The sequence below is a fragment of the Pseudomonas sp. BCA17 genome, assembly GCF_004519405.1.
Lineage (GTDB): Bacteria > Pseudomonadota > Gammaproteobacteria > Pseudomonadales > Pseudomonadaceae > Aquipseudomonas.
Genome location: NZ_SGWI01000003.1, coordinates 711,176 through 733,449, shown reverse-complemented (window position 1 = coordinate 733,449; position 22,274 = coordinate 711,176). Strand labels below are relative to the sequence as shown.

The following is a 22,274-nucleotide window of genomic DNA, read 5'->3' as shown; positions in this document are numbered from 1 at the left end:
TTATGCATCCAACGGCACCGTGACACTCAGGGTGGTGCCTTCGCCCACTTCGCTATGCAGGCTCAGTTGCCCGCCCATCATCAGCACCCGTTCACGCATACCGACCACACCAAAAGATACAGGGCGGCCGAGGGTCTCGACGAAACCGACACCATCATCGCTGATGGTCAACCGCAGGTCTGCTCCCTCAATCACCAAGGTCAACTCGACGGTATGCGCCTGGGCATGGCGCATCACGTTGGTCAGCGCCTCCTGCAGGACCCGGAACAAACCGATCGCCTTGGCATCGCTCAAGGCCGGCAGGTTGTCCGGCACCTGCACCAGACAAGGGATTTGCGTACGAGCCTCGAAACGGCGGGCCTGCCATTCGATGGCCGAGGCGATGCCGGCGTCGAGAATCGGCGGGCGCAGCGCAGTGGCCACGTCGCGCACCAGTTGAAACAGTTGGGCGATCAGGCGCTTCATGCTGTTGAGCCGTTCATTCAGGCCGGGGTCGAGCTGCGCATAGGCCAGCTCGCACATCGAAGTTTCCAGCTTGAGCACCGTGAGCATCTGGCCCAACTCATCATGCACCTCGCGGGCGATACGGGCTTTTTCTTCTTCTCGCACGGTTTCCAGGTGGGCGGACAACTCGCGCAACTGCGCCTCGCTTTGCAACAAGGCGGCCACGTAACGACGGCGCTCGGTGACATCGTTGAGGTACACCACCAGGTATTCGCCCTGCGCAAAACGCAGGAAGCTCAAAGACACATCGGCGGGCAGGATGCTGCCGTCGGCACGCACGCAATCAGTGGCGAAGGTTTGCCCGCCCTCCTCGCTGGCGCGCGCACGTTTCCACAGGCTGAGCCAGCGATCCATGTTCAAGGTCGGATCGACATCGATCAGCGGCCGCTCGATCAACGCACCCGCGCCGTAGCCAAGCATGGTTTCTGCCGCACGATTGGCGTAACGCACATGGCTGTCCCAATTGACCCACAGGATACCAACCGTACTTTGATCGATGGAAAACTGCGTCAATCGCAAGGCTTCGGCACCGGCAGCGCGGGCGGCGCTTTCTTCGCGCGCCGCCAGCAAGTCGTGTTCCAGGCCACGTTGCTGGCGACGTTGCCAGACCACCATCGCGAGGCAGATGAGCAGGAGTATGCCCAACAACAGGCTGAGGTTCTTCCAGAAACCCGGGAACTCCGCCAACTGCGGGTATTGGGGTTGCAGCCAGCGGTTGTGCAACTGGTCCAGGTCACGGGCGGGTATCGCCCGCAGGGCGCTCTGCATCAGGGTTGCCAATTCCGGCCAATCACGACGCGTGGCCACCCGCAGCAACTGCGGCAGGCCGATATCGCCGACCACTGCCAGCCCCGCAAACTCTGCCTCGCCGGACAACCGACTCAATTGGGCTTCATCAACCACGGCATACCGAGCCTGTTGGCTCACCAGCAACTGCAAGGCCTGGCGCTCCATAGGCACCCCTTGCACGTTGAGGTTGGGATAAGTGCTGCGCAGGTAATCGGCCACGGCACTGGGCATGCGCACGGCAATGCGGGATTGCTCGTCGAGCTTTTCCAGTTCCACCGCGCCGCCGCCTCCACGGACACCGACGATATGCTGGGGCACACGCATATAAGGGTCGGTGAATAACCACAGGCGCAAACCCGCCGGGGTTTGCTGCAGGCCAGGCGCAATATCCACTTCGCCGTCGCGTACGGCAGCCTCCAATTGCTCCTGATCGGGGAAGTTGCGCCACAACACCTCACTATTCAGTGCCTTGGCCAGCCACTGCATCAACTCCACATTGGCCCCGGACAAGCGCTGCAAACGCCGATCGTATTGCGCGTAAGGCGCCTGCAACACCAGCCCCACGCGCAACTCCGGATGCCTGCCCAGCCACTCACGCTGCTGCGCATTGAGCTGTGCCTGCGGCGCAACGGGCGCAGGCGCGGCATTCGCCATCAAGGCGCAGCACAAACCGCCGATAACCAGCAGACAGCGAAAAACCATGATCCACGTCTCACATCACTGACAAATACTGACCAACCCATTAGGCTGCTGGAATCACTTCTGGCCGGGAATCAACGATGCCCTTTCACCACCGTTCGGCACTGCCAGCATTGTGCCTGTCTCTGCTATTTACCAGCGTCTTTTCCGTTCAGGCCGCTGACGCCCCCGCGCCCGCCGCCGAAAAGCCCGCAGAGCGCCAACCTCTACCCGAGCGTAGCCAGGAAGAGGCCAGCGCCCTGGAGCGCAATATCCCACAACACGAACAACAACAATTGCAGGCCGGCAGCGATTCATTCCTGGCCTTGTGGAAGCCCGCCAACAGCGCCGAATCGGAAGGGGTGGTGATTATCGTCCCCGGCGCCGGGGAAAATGCTGACTGGCCGCAGGCAATTGGCCCATTGCGCCGCAAATTGCCGGATGCCAACTGGGGCAGCCTCAGTCTGTCGCTGCCGGACGTGAGCATGGACACCCTGCCGCCACGGGTGATTGAAGCACCCAAGGCGACCGTCGACACCAGCAGCAAAGACGGCAGCACTGTCGCCAAGCCCGTCGAACAAGCCGCCAGCGCCGAAGCCGAAGGCACCGATCCGGCAGTAGTGCCGGGAGCGGATGAACAGGACAAGACCGACGCCAAGCGTATTTTCGACAGGATCGACGCAGCCGTGGCCTTTGCCCAGACCCAGAGCGCCCGCAGCGTAGTGCTGCTCGGCCATGGTACTGGTGCCTGGTGGGCCGCACGTTACCTGAGCGAGAAACAACCGGCTCAGGTTCAGAAGCTGGTGATGGTGGCCGGCAAGACCCCGGTGGGTCGCCAGCCGGATCTGCAACAAGTGGCCCCTGCATTGAAGGTGCCGACGGCGGATGTCTTCTACCAAGACAGTGCCCAGGAACGCAAAAATGCCCTGGCGCGCCTTCAGGCCGCCAAGCGTGGGAAGAATGACGGCTATAAGCAGGTGTCACTCAAGACCCTGCCCGGCAACAGTTCGGCCGAGCAGGAGCAGCTGTATCGGCGGGTTCGCGGCTGGTTAAGCCCACAGACCGTCGACTGAGGCTTACCTGAAGTCGCGCCGCTCGCGAATCAACGCATAGGCGTTGTGCAGTTCGCGGGTGCGCTCGGTTGCCTCGCGCACCTGCGCGGGGCTCGCGCCTGTGCCGGCAATCTTGTCCGGATGGTGACGGCTGAGCAGGCGGCGATAGGCGCGTTTGATCGCTGAGGGCTCCGTAGTGGCTGTTACCCCCAGAATCCGCAACGCTTCTTGATAGGCCCCTCCTCGGTTCGCCAGCGGCTTGCGCTCGGGGGCGTAATCGGACGCCAGCGCGTGCAGTTGTTGCGGCGTCCACCCCAACCACTTGCCCCACTGATCAATCAAATCGCGCTCGGCGTCATCCGCCCTCCCATCGGCCCATGCCATGCGCCAGCAAGCGCGCAATACACCCTCTGCCGCATGGGGTTGCGCCTTGAGCACGCGCAGATAGCTACGCACCCGATCGCTCCCGGACTTGCCCCGATTGAATGCAGTGATGGCGCGTCGCTGGGCGGGCTCGTTCATGTCCAGCGCGCGCATTTCCTGGCGCGCCTGCTGGATATGCCCATCCGTAACCCGACCATTGCTTTTAGCCAGCCGTCCCAGCAGCACAAACAGCAATTCGTCATTGCGCAGCGTCGGTCGGCCGCCCATGCGTTCGCGTAACTGCGCCCAACTCTGCAGCTGCAAGCGGCGATCCAACGCCTGTCCCAACAATGCCCCCAACAAAGCCCCCGGGATACTGGCAATGGCAAAGCCAGCCCCGGCGCCGATCAGCGTCCCTGGCCACAACATCTTATTGCTCCGTAGTCAGCAGGGTGTCGACCTGCGCCAGGCGCTCCAGTGTCCCCACATCAATCCAGCGTCCCGCCATGTGCTCCCCCGTTACCAGACCTTTCGCCATGGCCGCCCGCAGCAGCGGTGCCAATTTGAAGGCACCGGCACTGCAACCCGCGAACAACTGTGGGTCGAGTACCGAAATGCCACTGAAGGTCAGGTTATCGGCACCGGGCGCGGCATCATGAAGCAAACCCTGGTCCAGGTAGAAATCACCACCCGAGGGATGATGCGCCGGGTTATCCACCATCACCAGGTGGGCCAAGCCCTGGAGCGGCTGCCGTAGCCGAGTGAAGTCGTAATCGGTCCAGATATCCCCATTGACCACCAGGAACGGCTCATCACCCAGCAACGGCAAGGCCTGGAAAATCCCGCCTCCGGTTTCCAGAGGCTCACCTTCGGCCGAGTACTGGATGCGCAGGCCAAACTGCGCGCCGTCACCAAGGTAACTTTCGATCTGCTGACCGAGCCAGGCATGGTTGATCACAATCTCGGTGAAGCCGGCCTTCGCCAGTGCCTCAAGGTGATATTCGATCAACCGCTTACCGCCTGCCTGCACCAGCGGTTTGGGCGTGTGCAAGGTCAGCGGGCGCATGCGCTCGCCCTTGCCCGCCGCCAGGATCATCGCCTTCATACGCTCGCCTCGGCAGGTTCACGCAGGCTGGCAAGCAACTCACCCAGTTCGCGCAGTTCGGGCCGGTCTGCAAGCACCGCCTCTATATAAGCAAAGAAGCGCGGCACATCCGCCAGATAGCGTGGCTTGCCATCGCGGTGGCAAATGCGCGCAAAGATGCCGATGACCTTGAGGTGGCGCTGCACGCCCATCAGGTCGCTGGCACGCAGGAAAGCGTCGAAGTCGGCGTGCACGGGGATGCCCAATTGCGCGGCACGCTCCCAGTAGCTGCGTTGCCATGCCCGCACACGGGCCTGGGGCCAACTGAGGAACGCGTCCTTGAACAGGCAGGTGATGTCATAGGTCACCGGACCGTAGACCGCATCCTGGAAATCCAGCACACCTGGATTGGGCGCGCTGATCATCAGGTTGCGTGGCATGTAATCACGGTGCACCAGCACCTTTGGCTGGGCCAGGGCGCTGTCGATCAGTTGTTCGCTGACGCGTTGCCAAAGATCGCGCTGCCGAGTATCGAACTCGATACCCAGGTGCCGGCGAACGTACCACTCAGGAAACAATTCAAGCTCACGGCGTAGTAACGCTACGTCATAGCTGGGTAACGGTGCGTCCATCGGCAACTGCTGAAAAGCCAGCAACGCGTCGATGGCATCGCTGAACAATTGGTCGGCGTTTTGAGCGTCAATCACGTCCAGATAGGTTTTTCTGCCCAGGTCATTAAGCAAAAGAAAGCCACGAGGCAGATCTTCAGCATAAATTTTTGGCACGTTTATGCCCGATTTCGCCAGCAAATCTGCAATATCGACGAAAGATTTGCAGTTTTCCTGGGGTGGAGGCGCGTCCATGACAACGAATGTATGCGCCCCCCCTTCCCACCGGAAGTAACGCCTGAAACTCGCGTCGCTGCTGGCCGCGGTCAATGTGGCCGGGGGTACGGCACCCCAACCTTGAGCGTTGAAAAGGATCGGTAATTGCTCATCCAGCCAGCTTTGCAACTGTTGTAAACGTAGATCTTGCTCGGGCATTACTAGGGTCTCCGACGGCGCTAGCCGTCAAGCGGGGCATGCTTTATTATCACGCATCTTTTTCAGACCATCGAGAGGCGTGCGGCCCAAACCGCGGGCAGATGGCACGCAGGAAGCCCGGACTAATAAGATGGCATTGAAATCCCCCGCGTTTCGTAGAAAATTTCCGTTGCTGGTAACCGGCAGTCTGCTGGCCTTGCAACCCTTCGCCACCTCATTCGTGGTCGCCGCGGAACAGTATGACTGCTCAGTCTCTGCTTCGGGTGCCTGGGATTGCGCGCCGAAAACCGCCGCAGCCCCACTGCCACCACGCCCGGTGCATGATGGCTCTGCCGTCAGCTCGGCCAACGGTACGCCGCAAGGCGAAACCGGCGGCAGTGCCGACGCCGAGCCCAAGACCATGTTGGTCACCGAATCCAAGGGCCGTGGCCTGCGTTCGCGCAGCGCCGACTACAGCCACCTGGACTGGGTGCCTCGCGAGAAGCTGACCGCCGCCCAGTTGGCCGAAACCGGCCCGTATTGCGGTGGTGCGTACATCGAGCCGACGCGTCCAGGCATGAATGACAAGACGAACAAGAGCGACGCGCCGACGTTCATCGGCGCCAAGGCCTCTCGTTACGAGCAGGAACAACAGATCGCGACCTTGGCCGGTGACGTCGTCATGCGCCAGGGCAGCATGCAGTTGGAAGCTCAGGAAGCCAGCCTGTATCAGGCGGAGAACCGTGGCGAGCTGAACGGCAACGTTCGTCTGCGCGACAACGGGGCCCTGATCGTTGGTGATCATGCCCAGGTGCAGCTCGACACCGGTGCAGCCCAGATCGACAATGCCGAATACGTGATGCACAAGTCGCGTATCCGCGGTAACGCGCTGTACGCCAAGCGTGCAGAGAACGCGATCATCCGTCTCAAGGACGGTACGTACACCACGTGCGAGCCAGACAGCAACGCCTGGCAGCTCAAGGGCAACAACATCACGTTGAACCCTGCCACCGGCTTCGGTACGGCAACCAACGCGACGTTGCGGATCAAGAACATCCCGATCCTCTATACCCCTTACATCTATTTCCCGATCGACAACCGTCGTCAATCCGGCTTCCTGCCGCCGAGCTTCAGCACCGGTGGCGAAACCGGCTTTACCCTGGTCACGCCGTACTACTTCAACCTGGCGCCGAACTACGATGCCACGTTGTACCCGCAATACATGACCAAGCGCGGCATGTTGATGGAAGGCGAATTCCGCTACCTCACAAAGTCCAGTGAGGGTCAGTTTGGGGGCGCGTATCTGAATGACGATAGCGACGAACGGAAGAAACAGAGCGATTACGAAAAAACCCGCTACATGCTCAATTGGCAGCATAAGGGTGGGCTGGATTCGCGTCTGACGACACAGGTGGATTACACCAAGATCAGTGATCCATACTACTTCCAAGATCTGAAGGCCTATCAGGAAGGTATTCGGAGCCAGGACTTCCTTAACCAGCAAGGTTCTGTGTCGTATCGCGGCGACTCCTACCAGGCTCGCTTGAATCTCCAGGCGTACCAGTTAGCGACGATTTCCCAGATCACGCCGTATGATCGATTGCCGCAAATCACTTTCAACGGGGCTTTGCCGTATCACCCTGGCGGGTTGAACTTCACGTACGAAACAGAAGCTGTTCGGTTTGAGCGCAGCCTTGAAAATGGCATCTTTACAGATGAGAACGGCGCAGAGTCAGCTCGCTTGGACACGAACGTCCATGGGCTTACTCGTGCAAACGGCACTCGATTGAATGTTGCTCCAGCAGTCGAATATCCGATGAACTGGACCTACGGGTTTATTACGCCGAAGTTGAAGTACGTATACACCAAGTACGACCTGGACCTTGACGGTACGGGCAAGGCGGACATGATCGCTGCTGGTCAGACATTCAAAAGCTCGCAGGATCGTGCGCTGCCAGTCGCTAGCGTAGATAGCGGACTCTACTTCGACCGCAACACCAACTGGTTTGGCAAGGATTACCGTCAAACTCTGGAACCGCGTGCCTACTACCTCTACGTACCGAACAAAGACCAGAGCGACATCCCGGTCTTTGATACCAGCGAGTACACATTCAGCTATGCCTCGCTATTCCGCGATAACCGCTTCAGCGGTAGCGATCGGATCGGTGACGAGAACAAGCTGTCCCTTGGCGTGACCAGCCGCTGGATCGAAGACAATGGCTTTGAACGCCAGCGCGTGTCCGTGGGCCAGGCGCTGTACTTCAAGGACCGTGAAGTACAACTTCCCGGCATCCTGGCATCCGACCGTGCCGATGCACAATCGAACGTATCGCCGATTGCTCTGGACTACGAGTTCCGCTTCAACCGCGACTGGCGTGCTACTGCCGATTACAACTGGGATCCAGACAGCCATAGCCCCCGTTCAGGCAGCGCGATGTTCCACTACCAGCCAGAAGACAACCCGAACAAGGTTGTCAACGTCGGTTACCGCTATCGGAACGACCAAGTGGTCTACAACCAGTTGACCGGCAAATGGCAGTTTGGCGGCGATTACGGCAGGGAAGGCGATGCGACCTTCGTGAAGGATTACTACAAAATCCAGCAACACGACTTCTCGATGATGTGGCCAATCGTTCCGCAGTGGAACCTGATCACCCGCTGGCAGTATGACTACGCCCGTAACCGCACCTTGGAAGCCTTCGGTGGTTTCGAGTACGACAACTGCTGCTGGAAACTGCGCGTTATCAACCGTTACTGGGTTTCCAACGACGAATATACCCAGATCGCCCCCCTTAACGAAAAGGGTGACCACGGGCTCTTCTTCCAGATCGTCCTCAAAGGACTCGGCGGCCTGACCGGCGCCAAGGTAGAGAGCTTCCTCGACAAAGGCATTCAAGGTTATCGTGAACGTGAAGATCAAGCTTTCTGATTGTCTGCGCCCACTCGTGCTGGGCGCGTTGTTCCTGGGCACCGTATCGGCACACGCTGCCGTTCAACAGCTGGATAAAGTCGCGGCCATTGTCGATAACGACGTGATCATGCAGAGCCAGCTTGACCAGCGGGTCAAAGAGGTTCAGCAAACCATCGCCAAGCGTGGCGGCGGTGTGCCACCGACCAGTGTCCTGGAACCCCAGGTGCTGGAGCGCCTGATCGTCGAAAACCTGCAACTGCAGATCGGCGAACGCTCCGGCATCCGCATTTCGGACGAAGAGTTGAACCAGGCCGTAGGCACCATTGCTCAGCGCAATAACATGAGCATCGATCAGTTCCGTGCCGCGCTGGCTCACGATGGGTTGTCCTATGAGGACGCCCGTGACCAGATCAAGCGTGAAATGATCATCAGCCGTGTGCGTCAGCGCCGTGTGGCAGAGCGGGTTCAGGTCTCCGAACAGGAAGTGAAGAACTTCCTGGCTTCGGACCTCGGCAAGATGCAGCTCTCCGAAGAACTGCACCTGGCCAATATCCTGATTCCGACGCCGGACAGTGCCAGCGCCGAGCAGCTCAATGCCGCCGCCGCCAAAACCCAGGCCGTTTATGACCGCCTGAAGGCCGGCGCTGACTTTGCTCAGACCGCCATTGCCGTATCCGGTAGCGATAACGCCCTGGACGGTGGTGACATGGGCTGGCGTAAAGCCGCTCAGTTGCCACCTCCGTTCGACCGCGAGCTCAGTGCAATGGAAGTGGGTGGTATCACCCAGCCTGCCCGTACACCAGGCGGCTTCATCATCCTCAAGCTGTTGGGCAAACGCGGTGGCGAGACCTCGTTGAAAGACGAAGTCCATGTTCGTCATATCCTGGTCAAGCCAAGTGAAATCCGCACCGAGGCACAAACCAAGGAACTGGCCCAGAAGATCTATGACCGCATCGAAGGCGGTGAAGACTTCGCGACCCTGGCCAAGAGCTTCTCGGAAGACCCGGGTTCGGCGCTTAACGGCGGCGACCTGAACTGGATCGACCCGAAAGCACTGGTGCCGGAGTTCCAGGAAGTGATGGCCAAGACTCCGCAAGGCGTCCTGTCCAAGCCCTTCAAGACCCAATATGGCTGGCATGTGCTGGAAGTCCTTGGCCGTCGCGCCACCGACAACACCACCCAGGCTCGCGAGCAACAAGCCTTGACCGTGCTGCGTAACCGCAAATACGACGAAGAGCTGCAAACCTGGCTGCGTCAGATCCGCGACGAAGCCTACGTTGAGAACAAGCTGCCAGGCGCCGAGCAAACAGGCACCAACCAGGCAAGCCAGTGAAACCCCAACGTTTTGCGGTCACCCCCGGCGAGCCGGCCGGCATTGGTCCAGACCTTTGCCTGCTGCTCGCCTCGCAACCCCAGCCACACCCCCTGATAGCCATTACCAGCCGCGACCTGCTCCTTGAGCGGGCTGCGCAACTGGGCCTGGCCATCAACTTGCTGGACGTGGCGCCGGGCAACTGGCCCGATGTGCCAGCCCCCAAAGACAGCCTGTATGTGTGGGACACCCCGCTGCCGGCCAAAGTGGTTGCCGGACAACTGAACAAGGCCAACGCGGCCTTTGTGCTGGAAACCCTGACCCGCGCCGGGCAAGGCTGCATGGACGGCGACTTCGCCGGCATGATCACGGCCCCTGTACACAAAGGTGTGATCAACGAATCCGGCATCGCCTTTTCCGGCCATACCGAATTCCTCGCCGAACTCACCCATACCGCCCAAGTCGTGATGATGCTGGCGACTCGCGGCCTGCGCGTTGCGTTAGTGACGACGCATCTGCCGCTGCGTGAGATTGCAGACGCGATCACCGCCGAGCGGGTGGAGCGTGTCACGCGCATCCTGCACACCGACCTGCAACAGAAATTCGGCATCGCCCAACCACGCATCCTGGTCTGTGGGCTCAACCCCCACGCCGGTGAAGGCGGCCACCTGGGCCATGAAGAAATCGACATCATAGAACCGACATTAGAGCGTCTGCGCCAAGAAGGTATGGACCTGCGTGGCCCACTGCCTACGGACACTCTGTTTACCCCCAAATATCTGGAGCACTGCGATGCAGTGCTGGCGATGTACCATGACCAAGGGCTGCCCGTGCTGAAATACAAAGGCTTCGGCGCCGCAGTCAACGTGACACTGGGCCTGCCGATTATCCGTACCTCCGTCGACCATGGCACTGCCCTGGACCTGGCAGGCAGCGGCAAGATTGACACCGGCAGCCTGCACGTGGCCTTGGAAACCGCCTATCAGATGGCCGAGACCCGTATATGACTGAGCACTACCAACACCGGGCGCGCAAGCGCTTCGGGCAAAACTTCCTGCACGACGCTGGCGTGATCGACCGTATTTTGCGCTCCATCCATGCCAAGCCCGAAGATCGTCTGCTGGAAATCGGCCCGGGCCAAGGCGCATTGACCCAGGGCCTGCTGGCCAGCGGCGGTCAACTGGACGTGGTTGAGCTGGACAAGGACCTGATCCCGATCCTCAATCAGCAGTTTGCCGACAAGCCCAACTTCAACCTGCACCAGGGTGATGCGCTGAAGTTCGACTTCAATAGCCTCAATGCTGCGCCCAACAGCCTGCGCGTCGTCGGCAACCTGCCGTACAACATCTCCACGCCGCTGATTTTCCACCTGTTGAACAACGCCGGAATCATCCGCGACATGCACTTCATGCTGCAAAAGGAAGTGGTTGAGCGTCTGGCCGCCGGCCCGGGCGGCGGTGACTGGGGTCGCCTGTCGATCATGGTCCAGTACCACTGCCGCGTAGAACATTTGTTCAACGTCGGCCCTGGCGCATTCAATCCGCCGCCCAAGGTCGACTCGGCTATCGTGCGACTGGTGCCTCACGCCGTGCTCCCGCATCCCGCCAAGGACCATCGACTGCTCGAACGCGTGGTACGTGAAGCATTCAACCAGCGTCGCAAGACCTTGCGTAACACGCTCAAGGCACTGCTGAGCAACGCTGAAATCGAAGCCGCTGGCGTCGATGGCAGCTTGCGCCCAGAGCAACTGGACCTGGCCGCGTTCGTACGCCTGGCCGACCAGCTTGCTATCCAACCGCCGCCCGCCGCGGACTGAAGCCAGCGATGCATAGGCCGGACAGCGAGTCTGGCCTAGTGCCCGCCTCATGGCCTAGACTGATCCGCATCTGCTGTCCTCCGCTTTTGCTTTTAAGGTAAGGCCTCTCGCATGTCCGATCCTCGCTACCAGATCGACGTCAGCGTCGTCACCCGCTTCCTCGCGGACCAATCGCAACCCGAACACAACCGTTTCGCCTTCGCCTATACCGTCACGGTGAAGAACAACGGGCTGGTGCCGGCCAAGCTGCTGTCGCGCCACTGGGTAATCACCGACGGTGACGGCCAGGTAGAGGAAGTGCGCGGTGCGGGCGTTGTCGGCCAACAGCCGTTGATCGACAGCGGCGCCAGCCACACCTACAGCAGCGGCACGGTCATGACCTCCAAAGTCGGAACCATGCAAGGCTCGTATCAAATGAAGGCCACCGATGGCCAACTGTTCGACGCCATCATCGCGCCCTTCCGCCTCGCGGTGCCGGGAGCCCTGCACTGATGGCGACCTACGCGATCGGCGACCTGCAAGGCTGCCTGGAGCCCCTCAAGTGCTTGCTTGAGCGAGTCAACTTCGACCCGCTGAACGATCGCCTGTGGTTGGTGGGCGACCTGGTCAACCGTGGCCCACAGTCACTGGAGACCCTGCGCTACCTCCATCGCATGCGCGACTCGCTGGTATGCGTGCTGGGCAACCATGACCTGCACCTGCTGGCGGCCGGCAATAACATCGAACGGCTGAAAAAGGGCGACACCCTGCGGGAAATTCTCGAAGCGCCGGATCGCGCCGAGCTGCTCGACTGGCTCCGCCGGCAAAAGCTCATGCATTATGACGAAGGCCGCAACATGGCCCTGGTCCATGCCGGCATCGCGCCCCAGTGGTCGTTGAAGAAAGCGCTCAAGTGCGCCGCCGAAGTGGAGGCCGCGCTGGCCGATGACAACCTCTATACCGCCTTCCTCGATGGCATGTACGGCAACGAACCGGCGAAGTGGGACAACGACCTCACCGGCGTCACCCGCCTGCGAGTGATCACCAACTATTTCACGCGCATGCGCTTCTGCACCGCCGAGGGCAAGCTGGACCTTAAAAGCAAGGAAGGCGCTGATACGGCACTACCGGGATACAAACCTTGGTTTGCCCATAAGGAGCGCAAGACCCGCGACACGAAGATCGTCTTCGGTCACTGGGCGGCCTTGGAAGGCAAGTGCGAAGAACCAGGCGTGTATGCCCTTGACACCGGTTGCGTGTGGGGCGGCGCCATGACCCTGATGAACATCGATACCGGCGAGCGCCTGAGCTGCCAGTGCCAGCCCCCCGTTACCGCCACCCTGCCGACCGCCGCCAAGCCATAGGAGCCCGCCATGAGCGAATTCAAACGTATCCCTCCCGAACAAGCCCAGGCCCTGCGCGAGCAGGCCGCAGTGGTAGTGGATATCCGTGATCCCCAGGCCTACGCCGCGGGCCATATCAAGGGTGCCCAACACCTGGACAACCACAACATCGCCGATTTCATTCGTGCGGCCGACCTTGATGCACCGGTGATCGTGGCGTGCTACCACGGCAACTCCAGCCAGAGTGCCGCTGCCTACCTGATCAGCCAGGGCTTCTCCGACGTCTACAGCCTGGACGGCGGCTTTGAGCTGTGGCGCACGACATATCCTGCAGAAATTTCCTCAGGCGATCCGCAATAATTTTTTTCGCACCCCGCTACCCCGCGTGACGCTTGGGCTCGCGCCGTTTCTGACGAACGGCGCAGCCAAACTTATTACGCATCGCACCTTGACCTCCCCGATTCCGAACTATCCTTAAGCGCAGGCCATCCGAATCAGGGGAGAGCCGGTACACCGGCGTGCGGGTCATCGGTAGCGTTTCAGGGTGTTTGGGGGGAAAACAGTCATTGGCGTCTGCCAATGTCTGCCAGCATCGACTGATTGACCCGGCGCCGGCTCCACGTATCGAGCGAGGTGACGACGTCATGAGTATTTTCAGCCACTTCCAACAACGCTTCGCATCCACACAGCAGGAAGAACTCACGCTGCAAGAGTATCTTGAGCTGTGCAAACAGGACCGCAGCACCTATGCATCTGCCGCCGAGCGCCTGCTATTGGCAATCGGCGAACCGGAGCTGATAGACACCTCGAATAATTCGCGCCTGTCGCGGATATTTTCCAACAAGGTGATCCGCCGCTACCCGGCCTTTGAAGACTTCCATGGCATGGAAGAATGCATTGACCAGATCGTCTCCTACTTCCGCCATGCCGCCCAAGGCCTGGAAGAGAAGAAACAGATCCTCTACCTGCTCGGTCCCGTCGGCGGCGGTAAGTCGTCCCTGGCGGAAAAGCTCAAACAACTGATCGAGAGGGTGCCCTTCTACGCCATCAAGGGCTCGCCGGTCTTCGAGTCGCCTTTGGGCCTGTTCAACGCCACGGAAGATGGTGCGATCCTCGAAGAAGACTTTGGTATCCCACGGCGCTACCTCAATACCATCATGTCGCCCTGGGCCACCAAACGTCTGGCCGAATTTGGTGGCGATATCAGCCAGTTCCGCGTGGTGAAACTCTACCCGTCGATCCTCAACCAGATCGGCGTAGCGAAGACCGAGCCAGGGGATGAAAACAACCAGGACATTTCGGCCCTGGTGGGTAAAGTCGATATCCGCAAACTCGAAGAATTCCCGCAGAACGACGCCGACGCCTACAGCTACTCAGGCGCGCTGTGCCGGGCCAACCAGGGCCTGATGGAGTTCGTGGAGATGTTCAAGGCACCAATCAAGGTGCTGCACCCACTGCTCACCGCCACCCAGGAAGGCAACTACAACAGCACCGAGGGTCTGGGCGCGATTCCGTTCACCGGCATCCTGCTGGCCCACTCCAACGAATCGGAATGGCACACCTTCCGCAACAACAAGAACAACGAAGCCTTCATCGACCGGATCTACATCGTCAAAGTGCCGTACTGCCTGCGGGTCAGCGATGAGATCAAGATTTACGACAAATTGCTGTTCAACAGCTCGCTGGCCAAGGCTCACTGCGCGCCCGATACCTTGAAGATGCTTGCACAGTTCACCGTGCTGTCGCGCCTCAAGGAACCGGAAAACTCGAACATCTATTCGAAGATGCGCGTGTACGACGGCGAAAACCTCAAGGACACCGACCCCAAAGCCAAGTCGATCCAGGAGTACCGCGATACGGCGGGCGTGGACGAAGGCATGAACGGCCTGTCGACACGCTTTGCATTCAAGATCCTCTCCAAGGTCTTCAACTTCGACCCTCACGAGATCGCCGCCAACCCGGTGCACCTGCTCTACGTACTCGAACAGCAGATCGAACAGGAACAGTTCCAGGCGGAAACCCGCGAACGCTACCTGCGCTTCCTCAAGGAATACCTGGCGCCGCGCTACATCGAGTTCATCGGCAAGGAAATCCAGACCGCCTACCTGGAGTCCTACAGCGAATACGGCCAGAACATCTTCGACCGTTACGTGCTGTACGCCGACTTCTGGATCCAGGACCAAGAATACCGCGACCCGGAAACCGGCGAAATTCTCAACCGCGTGGCGCTCAACGAAGAACTGGAGAAGATCGAAAAACCGGCTGGCATCAGCAATCCGAAGGATTTCCGCAACGAAATCGTCAACTTCGTGCTGCGTGCCCGCGCCAACAACAACGGCAAGAACCCAACCTGGCTCAGCTACGAGAAGCTGCGGGTGGTCATCGAGAAGAAAATGTTCTCCAACACCGAGGATCTGCTGCCTGTCATCAGCTTCAATGCCAAGGCCAGCAAGGAGGATCAGCAAAAACACAACGACTTCGTCACACGAATGGTCGAGCGCGGCTACACCGACAAACAGGTACGCCTTCTTTCGGAATGGTACCTACGGGTCCGGAAATCGCAGTGAGAGAAGCAGCTGCAAGCTTCTAGCTACAAGCCGCAAGAGAAAAGCCAGTGAGCCCGGCACGTACGGGCTCTTTCTTGTAGCTTGCAGCTTACGACTTGAAGCTCCCCGGAGGGGCCTATGAGCTATGTGATCGACCGACGCCTCAATGGCAAGAACAAAAGCACGGTAAACCGCCAGCGTTTCCTGCGGCGTTACCGTGACCACATCAAAAAGGCCGTTGAAGAGGCCGTCAGCCGCCGCTCCATCACCGACATGGAGCATGGCGAGCAAATCAGTATTCCCGGACGGGATATCGACGAACCCGTGCTGCACCACGGACGTGGCGGCAAACAGACCGTCGTTCACCCGGGCAACAAGGAGTTCACCACCGGCGAACATATCCAGCGCCCCCAAGGCGGGGGCGGCGGCAAGGGGCCGGGAAAAGCCGGTAACTCCGGCGAAGGCATGGACGAGTTCGTGTTCCAGATTACCCAGGAAGAGTTCCTCGAGTTCATGTTCGAAGACCTGGAACTGCCTAACCTGGTCAAACGCAACCTGACCGGCACCGACACCTTCAAGACCGTGCGCGCCGGCATCAGTAACGAAGGTAACCCATCCCGCATCAATATCATTCGCACCCTGCGTTCGGCCCACGCCCGCCGTATCGCCCTGTCGGGCAGCAGCCGCGCCAAACTGAAGGAAGCCAAGGAGGAACTGGCACGCCTCAAGCGTGAAGAACCGGACAACTTCGGCGATATTCAGGAAATCGAGGCGGAAATCGAGAAGCTCAGCGCGCGTATTCACCGTGTGCCGTTTCTCGACACCTTCGACCTCAAATACAACCTGCTGGTGAAACAACCCAACCCCAGCTCCAAGGCCGTGATGTTCTGCCTGATGGACGTGTCCGGCTCCATGACCCAGGCCACCAAGGACATCGCCAAACGCTTCTTCATCCTGCTGTACCTGTTTCTCAAGCGGAACTACGACAAGATCGACGTAGTGTTCATTCGCCATCACACCAGTGCGCGGGAAGTGGACGAAGAAGAATTCTTCTACTCGCGGGAAACCGGCGGCACCATCGTGTCCAGCGCCTTGAAACTGATGCAGGAGATAATGGCCGAGCGCTATCCGGCCAACGAGTGGAACATCTACGCCGCCCAAGCCTCCGACGGTGACAACTGGAACGACGACTCGCCGATCTGCCGCGACATCCTGATCAACCAGATCATGCCGTTCGTGCAGTACTACACTTACGTTGAAATCACCCCCCGTGAGCATCAGGCCCTGTGGTTCGAATACGAGCGCATCGGCGAAGCCTTTGCCGACACTTTCGCCCAGCAGCAACTGGTCTCGGCCGGCGATATCTACCCGGTCTTCCGTGAACTCTTCCAGCGCAGGTTAGTGACATGACCGCCAAAAAAGAGCAAAAACGCCAACCCATTTCCACGGGTTCCGAGTGGACCTTCGAATTGATCCAGGCCTATGACCGGGAAATCAGCCGTATCGCGGCGGGTTATGCCCTGGACACCTACCCCAACCAGATCGAGGTGATTACCGCCGAACAAATGATGGATGCCTACGCTTCGGTGGGCATGCCCTTGGGCTATCACCATTGGTCCTACGGCAAGCACTTCCTCAGCACCGAGAAATCCTACACCCGCGGTCAGATGGGGCTGGCCTACGAGATCGTCATCAACTCCGATCCGTGCATCGCCTACCTGATGGAAGAAAACACCATCTGCATGCAGGCGCTGGTAGTGGCTCACGCCTGCTACGGGCACAACAGCTTCTTCAAGGGTAACTACCTGTTCCGCACCTGGACCGATGCCAGCTCGATCATCGATTACCTCGTGTTCGCCAAGCAGTACATCATGCAGTGCGAGGAACGCCATGGAATTGATGCTGTAGAGGATTTACTCGACTCCTGCCATGCCCTGATGAACTACGGCGTTGACCGCTACAAACGCCCGTATCCGATCTCTGCCGAAGAAGAACGCCTGCGCCAGAAGGAGCGCGAGGAGCACCTGCAGAAACAGATCAACGACCTGTGGCGCACCATTCCCAAACGCGCCGGCAAAAACAACGACAAAGACAATGCACGCTTCCCCGCCGAACCTCAGGAAAACATCCTGTATTTCCTGGAAAAGCACGCTCCGCTGCTTGAGCCTTGGCAGCGGGAAATCGTGCGCATCGTGCGCAAGATCGCCCAATATTTTTATCCACAGCGCCAGACCCAGGTGATGAACGAAGGCTGGGCGACGTTCTGGCACTACACACTGATGAACGACCTGTACGACGAAGGCCTGGTTACCGACGGCTTCATGATGGAGTTCCTCACTTCCCATACCAGCGTGGTGTTCCAGCCAGGCTTCGACAGCCCGTATTACAGTGGGATCAACCCCTATGCCCTGGGCTTTGCCATGTACCGCGACATCCGACGCATGTGCGAGCACCCCACCGAGGAGGACCGCCGCTGGTTCCCGGAAATCGCCGGCAGCGACTGGTTGTCGACCATCAAATTCGCCATGAGCAGCTTCAAGGATGAGAGCTTCATCCTGCAGTACTTGTCACCCCAGGTGATTCGCGACCTCAAGTTGTTCAGCATTCTCGATGACGACCTCAAGGATGACCTGGTAGTACCGGCCATTCACGATGAGTCGGGCTACCGCACTATCCGCGAGACCCTGGCGGCACAGTACAACCTGGGCAATCGTGAACCTAACGTGCAGATCTACAGCATCGATGTACGCGGCGACCGCTCGCTGACCCTGCGCCACCAGCAGCACGACCGTAAACCCTTGGGCGAATCCACCGAAGAAGTGCTCAAGCATCTGCATCGGTTATGGGGCTTCGACATTCACCTGGAAACCCTGCAGGGCGATCAAGTGATGAAGACTCACCACGTGCCACCCCGCACCGATCACAACGACAACGATTACGGCCGCCTGGACCTGGCCGTCGTTCACCTCTGAAACGGCAAAGCCTCCATTGGCACAGCACAGGCGGTATCCTGTGCGGCTAATGGAGGCTTTTTCATGAAAATCTACAAAGTCGGCGGTGCGGTACGTGACCGCTTGCTGGGCATTCCGGTCACCGACATCGATCGTGTCGTGGTTGGCGCAACCGCAGAAGAGATGCTCGCCAAGGGTTATAAGCCGGTGGGCGCTGACTTTCCGGTGTTCCTTCACCCAAAAAACGGTGACGAATACGCCCTCGCCCGCACTGAGCGCAAAAGCGGCCGGGGCTACGGCGGCTTTGTGTTTCATGCCAGCCCCGAGGTCACGTTGGAAGAAGACCTGATTCGGCGCGATCTGACCATCAATGCCATGGCAGAGGACGATGAGGGCAACCTGACCGATCCCTACGGTGGCCAACGCGACCTTGAGATGCGCATTCTGCGTCACGTTTCCCCCGCTTTCGCCGAAGATCCCCTCCGTGTACTGCGTGTTGCACGCTTTGCCGCGCGTTATGCTCATTTGGGTTTTACCGTTGCCCCCCAAACGCTGGAACTGATGCGCCAGCTCAGCGAATCCGGCGAACTGGAAGCGCTCACCGCGGAACGCAGCTGGAAGGAAATTTCCCGGGCGCTGATGGAAGATCAGCCACAGGTATTTATTCAGGTGCTGCGCGACTGTGATGCGCTGAAAACCTTGATACCCGAAGTGAACGCTCTATTTGGCGTGCCGCAACCCGAAGCCCATCACCCCGAAATCGACACCGGCGTGCACACGTTGAGCGTGCTTGAGCAGGCCGCTCTGCATCAGCAGCCGCTGACGGTGCGGTGGGCGTGCTTGCTGCACGATCTGGGTAAAGGTTTGACGCCTGTGGATAAGTTACCGCAGCACATTGCTCACGAGCACCGCGGCCTGAAGCTGATCAAAGCTGTCAACGAGCGCTTCAAAGTCCCGAAGGACTGTCAGGAATTGGCGCTACTCGTTGGTCAATATCACACCCATGGCCACCGCGCCCTGGAGCTCAAAGCCTCGACACTGCTGGAATTGCTGCAAAGTTTTGACGTGTATCGTCGACCACAACGTTTTGAAGAGTTCGTTATTGCCTGCGAGATGGACGCCCGGGGCCGCAAGGGCCTGGAGCAGAGACGTTATCCACAGGCCGATTACTTACGGGGTGCGGCAAAGGCTGCGCGCGAGGTCGCAGTCGCGCCATTGCTGGAAAAAGGTTTGAAAGGCCCGGAGCTGGGCGAAGCCCTCAAGCACGAACGGCTCAAGGCACTGAAAGCCTACAAGGAACGGCACGCCCTATAGGAGCGTGCTCGGTGTCAGTTGCCGGCCTTGCCATTGGAAACCGACAGGCGCCAGCACCTGGTCGATCTGCGCGTCCCGCCACAGCTCAGCCAGGGTCTTGCCCGCTTCAGGGTGCACACGGTCCGGTGCCATCAACGACAACGGCCACAACACAAAGGCGTTCTTCAGGATCTCGGCACGCGGCAGGATCAAACCGTCGAAATTGCCTGCCAGCTCGCCGTACAGCAGCACGTCGATATCCAATGGCAGGCCCTTGCGGTCAGGCGCATAGCGGCCATTGTCGGCCTCGATGAATTTCAGGCGCCGATCCAGCTCCATCAACGGAAGGTCGGTATATCCCGACACCACCAGATTGAAAAACGGTCCGCTCTTGATACCCACCGGCTGGCTTTCGAACACCGCCGAACACCGCATATCGACCAGGAAACCTGCCAGCGCGTCCAAGCCGGCGCACAAGTGGGCCTCGCGCTCGATATTGCTGCCAAGGCCAAGGTAAACCTGAGTTAGCGACATCCGCGCTCGATCTCCACACCCACGCCCTGGGCGGCCGGTACGGCACCCGGCTTGGTCAATTTGAGGTGCAGCCAGGGAATCTGGAACTCGCTCATCAGCACTTCGGCCAAGCGCTCGGCAAAGGTTTCCACCAGTTGGAACTGGGCTTGATCGGCAAATGCCTGGATACGCGCGGATACGCTGGCGTAATCCAGTGCCAGGCTCAGGTCATCCCCGGCCGCGGCCGGGCGATTATCCCAGGCAAAGCTCAGGTCCAGGCGCAGGCATTGCTTGATGCCGCGCTCCCAGTCGTAGGCCCCGATTACGGTGTCGACTTCCAGGCCTTCGATAAACACTCTGTCCAAGCACTCTTCTCCGCAGCACGACAAGGGCGCGATGCCCCGTTAGAATCAGGGCGTCCTCGCCCGGAATAGTTAGCATGTTTTGGTCACTGGCGATTCTCGCCTACCTGCTCGGCTCGCTGTCCTTCGCCATTTTGCTCAGCCGCCTGACGGGGAATCCCGATCCGCGAATGAGTGGCTCAGGCAATGCCGGTGCCACCAATATGTTGCGCCTGGCCGGCAAGAAACTCGCCGTGCTGACACTGCTCGGGGATCTTTGCAAGGGACTGTTGCCCGTGCTGATCGCCAACCTTTGCGGCCTTTCCCTGCAACAGCAAGCCTGGGTGGGCGTGTGTGCCGTCCTGGGCCATCTGTTTCCGCTGTACTTTCGTTTTCGCGGCGGCAAAGGCGTCGCCACGGCGGCCGGCATGCTGCTGGGGATCTACCCGCCGGCGGCGTTGCTGGCCGTACTGGCCTGGCTGCTGACCTTCTACCTGACCCGAACCAGCTCACTGGCGGCGCTGATCGCCACACCGCTCACCCTGCCGTTGCTGGCATGGCAGGAGCCTGCGGCGCTGTTGCCGATGAGCATGCTGACGCTGCTGATTGTATGGCGCCACCGCGGCAATCTACGCGACCTGTTTGCCGGGCGCGAACGGCATTTTTAAATGCTGTCGGTGAAACCCGGCTCACCTTGCGCCCTTACAACGGCGAAAGCTGCTCCATCGGCCAACGCGCCTGCACGCTGATTGCCAGGCTTTCATGCTGGCCAGCCTGCAGACGCTGGCAACCGGCATAGGCGATCATCGCGCCGTTGTCGGTGCAGAACTCCGGCCGCGCATAGAACACGTCGCCCTGCATGTCGCCGAGCATGTTTTCCAAAGAAACGCGCAAAGCCTTGTTGGCGCTGACGCCACCTGCGATTACCAGACGCTTCATACCCGCCTGTTTCAGGGCGCGCTTGCACTTGATGGTCAAAGTCTCCACCACGGCCTGCTGGAACGCCAGAGCAATGTCGCAACGGACTTGCTCACTGTCGTCCCCGGCGCTGACACTTTGCTGCCAGGTATTGAGGGCCGAGGTTTTCAAGCCACTGAAGCTGAACATCAAACCTGGACGATCGCACATCGGACGCGGGAACGTGTAGCGACCCGGTACGCCCTTTTCGGCGAGACGCGCGATTTCAGGACCGCCGGGGTAATTGAGGCCCATCATCTTCGCGGTTTTGTCGAAAGCTTCACCGGCAGCGTCGTCCAGGGATTCGCCCAAAAGGGTGTATTGGCCGATACCATCGACCTGAACCAGCTGCGTATGGCCGCCGGAAACCAACAAAGCGACGAACGGGAACTCTGGCGGAGTTTTTTCCAGCATGGGAGCCAACAAATGGCCCTCCATATGGTGCACACCGAGGGCTGGAATGCCCCAGGCAAAGGCCAGCGCCTGAGCGCAAGAAGCCCCAACCAGCAGGGCTCCAACCAATCCGGGGCCCGCGGTGTAGGCAATTGCGTCAATCTCGGTCGGCACACAGCCGGCCTCATCCAACACCTGGCGAATCAACGGCAGCATGCGTTTGACGTGATCGCGGCTGGCCAGCTCCGGCACTACACCACCATATGCGCGATGCAGGTCGATCTGACTGAACAGCGCATCGGCCAAAAGCCCGCGTTCACTGTCGTAAAGTGCGACACCGGTTTCGTCGCAGGAGGTTTCAAGTCCCAGTACTAGCATGGGTTTGCGCCTTGTAGAGGCTGAATTCGAAGGCGCGCATAATAGTCGC

General features: G+C 59.7%; 20 protein-coding genes. 13 read left to right on the top strand and 7 right to left on the bottom strand.

What is annotated here, in order from left to right; all coding sequences use genetic code 11:
- Complete coding sequence (locus EXW71_RS15890; protein ID WP_134658983.1) at positions 1-1,995, bottom strand: histidine kinase; 1,995 nt, start codon at positions 1,993-1,995, stop codon at positions 1-3.
- A gap of 77 nt (positions 1,996-2,072) precedes the next feature.
- Between EXW71_RS15890 and EXW71_RS15885 the strand changes: the two genes are divergently transcribed.
- A complete protein-coding gene (locus EXW71_RS15885) occupies positions 2,073-3,044 on the top strand; it encodes an alpha/beta hydrolase family protein (RefSeq protein ID WP_134658985.1) in 972 nt (323 codons plus the stop codon).
- 3 nt (positions 3,045-3,047) lie between these two features.
- Here EXW71_RS15885 and EXW71_RS15880 read toward each other — a convergent pair whose 3' ends face one another.
- The 3 genes from EXW71_RS15880 to EXW71_RS15870 are packed head-to-tail and all read right to left on the bottom strand — an operon-like array spanning position 3,048 to position 5,513.
- Positions 3,048-3,815: a TerB family tellurite resistance protein gene (locus EXW71_RS15880; RefSeq protein WP_134658987.1), complete on the bottom strand. Its 768-nt coding sequence runs from the start codon at positions 3,813-3,815 to the stop codon at positions 3,048-3,050.
- Position 3,816: 1 nt separating this feature from the next.
- Positions 3,817-4,491, bottom strand: a complete 675-nt coding sequence (murU, locus tag EXW71_RS15875) for an N-acetylmuramate alpha-1-phosphate uridylyltransferase MurU (protein ID WP_134658989.1) — start codon at positions 4,489-4,491, stop codon at positions 3,817-3,819.
- The gene (locus EXW71_RS15870; RefSeq protein ID WP_134658991.1) at positions 4,488-5,513 is read right to left on the bottom strand and encodes an aminoglycoside phosphotransferase family protein; all 1,026 of its coding nucleotides are present in this window, start codon (positions 5,511-5,513) and stop codon (positions 4,488-4,490) included. Before EXW71_RS15870 ends, murU begins: the two co-directional genes overlap by 4 nt.
- 130 nt (positions 5,514-5,643) lie before the next feature.
- On the opposite strand from EXW71_RS15870, the gene EXW71_RS15865 reads away from it, so the two are divergent.
- The 11 genes from EXW71_RS15865 (at position 5,644) to EXW71_RS15815 (ending at position 19,664) form a co-directional block, all read left to right on the top strand.
- A complete protein-coding gene (locus EXW71_RS15865; RefSeq protein ID WP_134658993.1) occupies positions 5,644-8,421 on the top strand; it encodes an LPS-assembly protein LptD in 2,778 nt (925 codons plus the stop codon).
- Positions 8,396-9,736 carry a peptidylprolyl isomerase gene (locus tag EXW71_RS15860; protein WP_134658995.1) on the top strand — a complete coding sequence of 447 codons (1,341 nt, stop codon included), beginning with the start codon at positions 8,396-8,398 and terminating at the stop codon, positions 9,734-9,736. The genes EXW71_RS15865 and EXW71_RS15860 overlap by 26 nt, the downstream gene beginning before the upstream one ends.
- Positions 9,733-10,722, top strand: a complete 990-nt coding sequence (gene pdxA, locus EXW71_RS15855) for a 4-hydroxythreonine-4-phosphate dehydrogenase PdxA (protein ID WP_134658997.1) — start codon at positions 9,733-9,735, stop codon at positions 10,720-10,722. Before EXW71_RS15860 ends, pdxA begins: the two co-directional genes overlap by 4 nt.
- A complete protein-coding gene (gene rsmA / locus EXW71_RS15850) occupies positions 10,719-11,531 on the top strand; it encodes a 16S rRNA (adenine(1518)-N(6)/adenine(1519)-N(6))-dimethyltransferase RsmA (protein WP_134658999.1) in 813 nt (270 codons plus the stop codon). Before pdxA ends, rsmA begins: the two co-directional genes overlap by 4 nt.
- Positions 11,532-11,642: 111 nt before the next feature.
- On the top strand, positions 11,643-12,023 hold the full coding sequence (gene apaG, locus EXW71_RS15845; RefSeq protein ID WP_123717318.1) for a Co2+/Mg2+ efflux protein ApaG: 381 nt from the start codon (positions 11,643-11,645) through the stop codon (positions 12,021-12,023).
- Positions 12,023-12,874, top strand: a complete 852-nt coding sequence (locus tag EXW71_RS15840; RefSeq protein WP_123717317.1) for a symmetrical bis(5'-nucleosyl)-tetraphosphatase — start codon at positions 12,023-12,025, stop codon at positions 12,872-12,874. Before apaG ends, EXW71_RS15840 begins: the two co-directional genes overlap by 1 nt.
- 9 nt (positions 12,875-12,883) lie before the next feature.
- Positions 12,884-13,213, top strand: coding sequence for a thiosulfate sulfurtransferase GlpE (gene glpE, locus EXW71_RS15835; RefSeq protein ID WP_123717316.1), 330 nt, complete (start codon positions 12,884-12,886; stop codon positions 13,211-13,213).
- A 284-nt stretch (positions 13,214-13,497) separates the two neighbouring features.
- Positions 13,498-15,420 (top strand): PrkA family serine protein kinase, encoded by a 1,923-nt coding sequence (locus tag EXW71_RS15830; protein WP_071494319.1) that lies wholly within the window; start codon positions 13,498-13,500, stop codon positions 15,418-15,420.
- Positions 15,421-15,537: 117 nt separating this feature from the next.
- Positions 15,538-16,809 (top strand): YeaH/YhbH family protein, encoded by a 1,272-nt coding sequence (locus tag EXW71_RS15825; RefSeq protein ID WP_016977872.1) that lies wholly within the window; start codon positions 15,538-15,540, stop codon positions 16,807-16,809.
- The gene (locus EXW71_RS15820; RefSeq protein WP_134659001.1) at positions 16,806-18,371 is read left to right on the top strand and encodes a SpoVR family protein; all 1,566 of its coding nucleotides are present in this window, start codon (positions 16,806-16,808) and stop codon (positions 18,369-18,371) included. The genes EXW71_RS15825 and EXW71_RS15820 overlap by 4 nt, the downstream gene beginning before the upstream one ends.
- 63 nt (positions 18,372-18,434) lie before the next feature.
- A complete protein-coding gene (locus EXW71_RS15815; RefSeq protein WP_134659003.1) occupies positions 18,435-19,664 on the top strand; it encodes a multifunctional CCA addition/repair protein in 1,230 nt (409 codons plus the stop codon).
- Here EXW71_RS15815 and folK read toward each other — a convergent pair.
- Both folK and folB read right to left on the bottom strand, forming a co-directional pair.
- Positions 19,659-20,177 (bottom strand): 2-amino-4-hydroxy-6-hydroxymethyldihydropteridine diphosphokinase, encoded by a 519-nt coding sequence (gene folK, locus EXW71_RS15810; protein WP_123717314.1) that lies wholly within the window; start codon positions 20,175-20,177, stop codon positions 19,659-19,661. The genes EXW71_RS15815 and folK overlap by 6 nt on opposite strands.
- Positions 20,168-20,521: a dihydroneopterin aldolase gene (gene folB, locus EXW71_RS15805; RefSeq protein ID WP_123717313.1), complete on the bottom strand. Its 354-nt coding sequence runs from the start codon at positions 20,519-20,521 to the stop codon at positions 20,168-20,170. Before folB ends, folK begins: the two co-directional genes overlap by 10 nt.
- Positions 20,522-20,595: 74 nt before the next feature.
- Between folB and plsY the strand changes: the two genes are divergently transcribed.
- Positions 20,596-21,165 (top strand): glycerol-3-phosphate 1-O-acyltransferase PlsY, encoded by a 570-nt coding sequence (plsY, locus tag EXW71_RS15800; RefSeq protein ID WP_123717312.1) that lies wholly within the window; start codon positions 20,596-20,598, stop codon positions 21,163-21,165.
- Between the two features lie 34 nt (positions 21,166-21,199).
- Here plsY and tsaD read toward each other — a convergent pair whose 3' ends face one another.
- On the bottom strand, positions 21,200-22,225 hold the full coding sequence (gene tsaD / locus EXW71_RS15795) for a tRNA (adenosine(37)-N6)-threonylcarbamoyltransferase complex transferase subunit TsaD (RefSeq protein ID WP_123717311.1): 1,026 nt from the start codon (positions 22,223-22,225) through the stop codon (positions 21,200-21,202).
- Positions 22,226-22,274 lie beyond the last annotated feature (49 nt).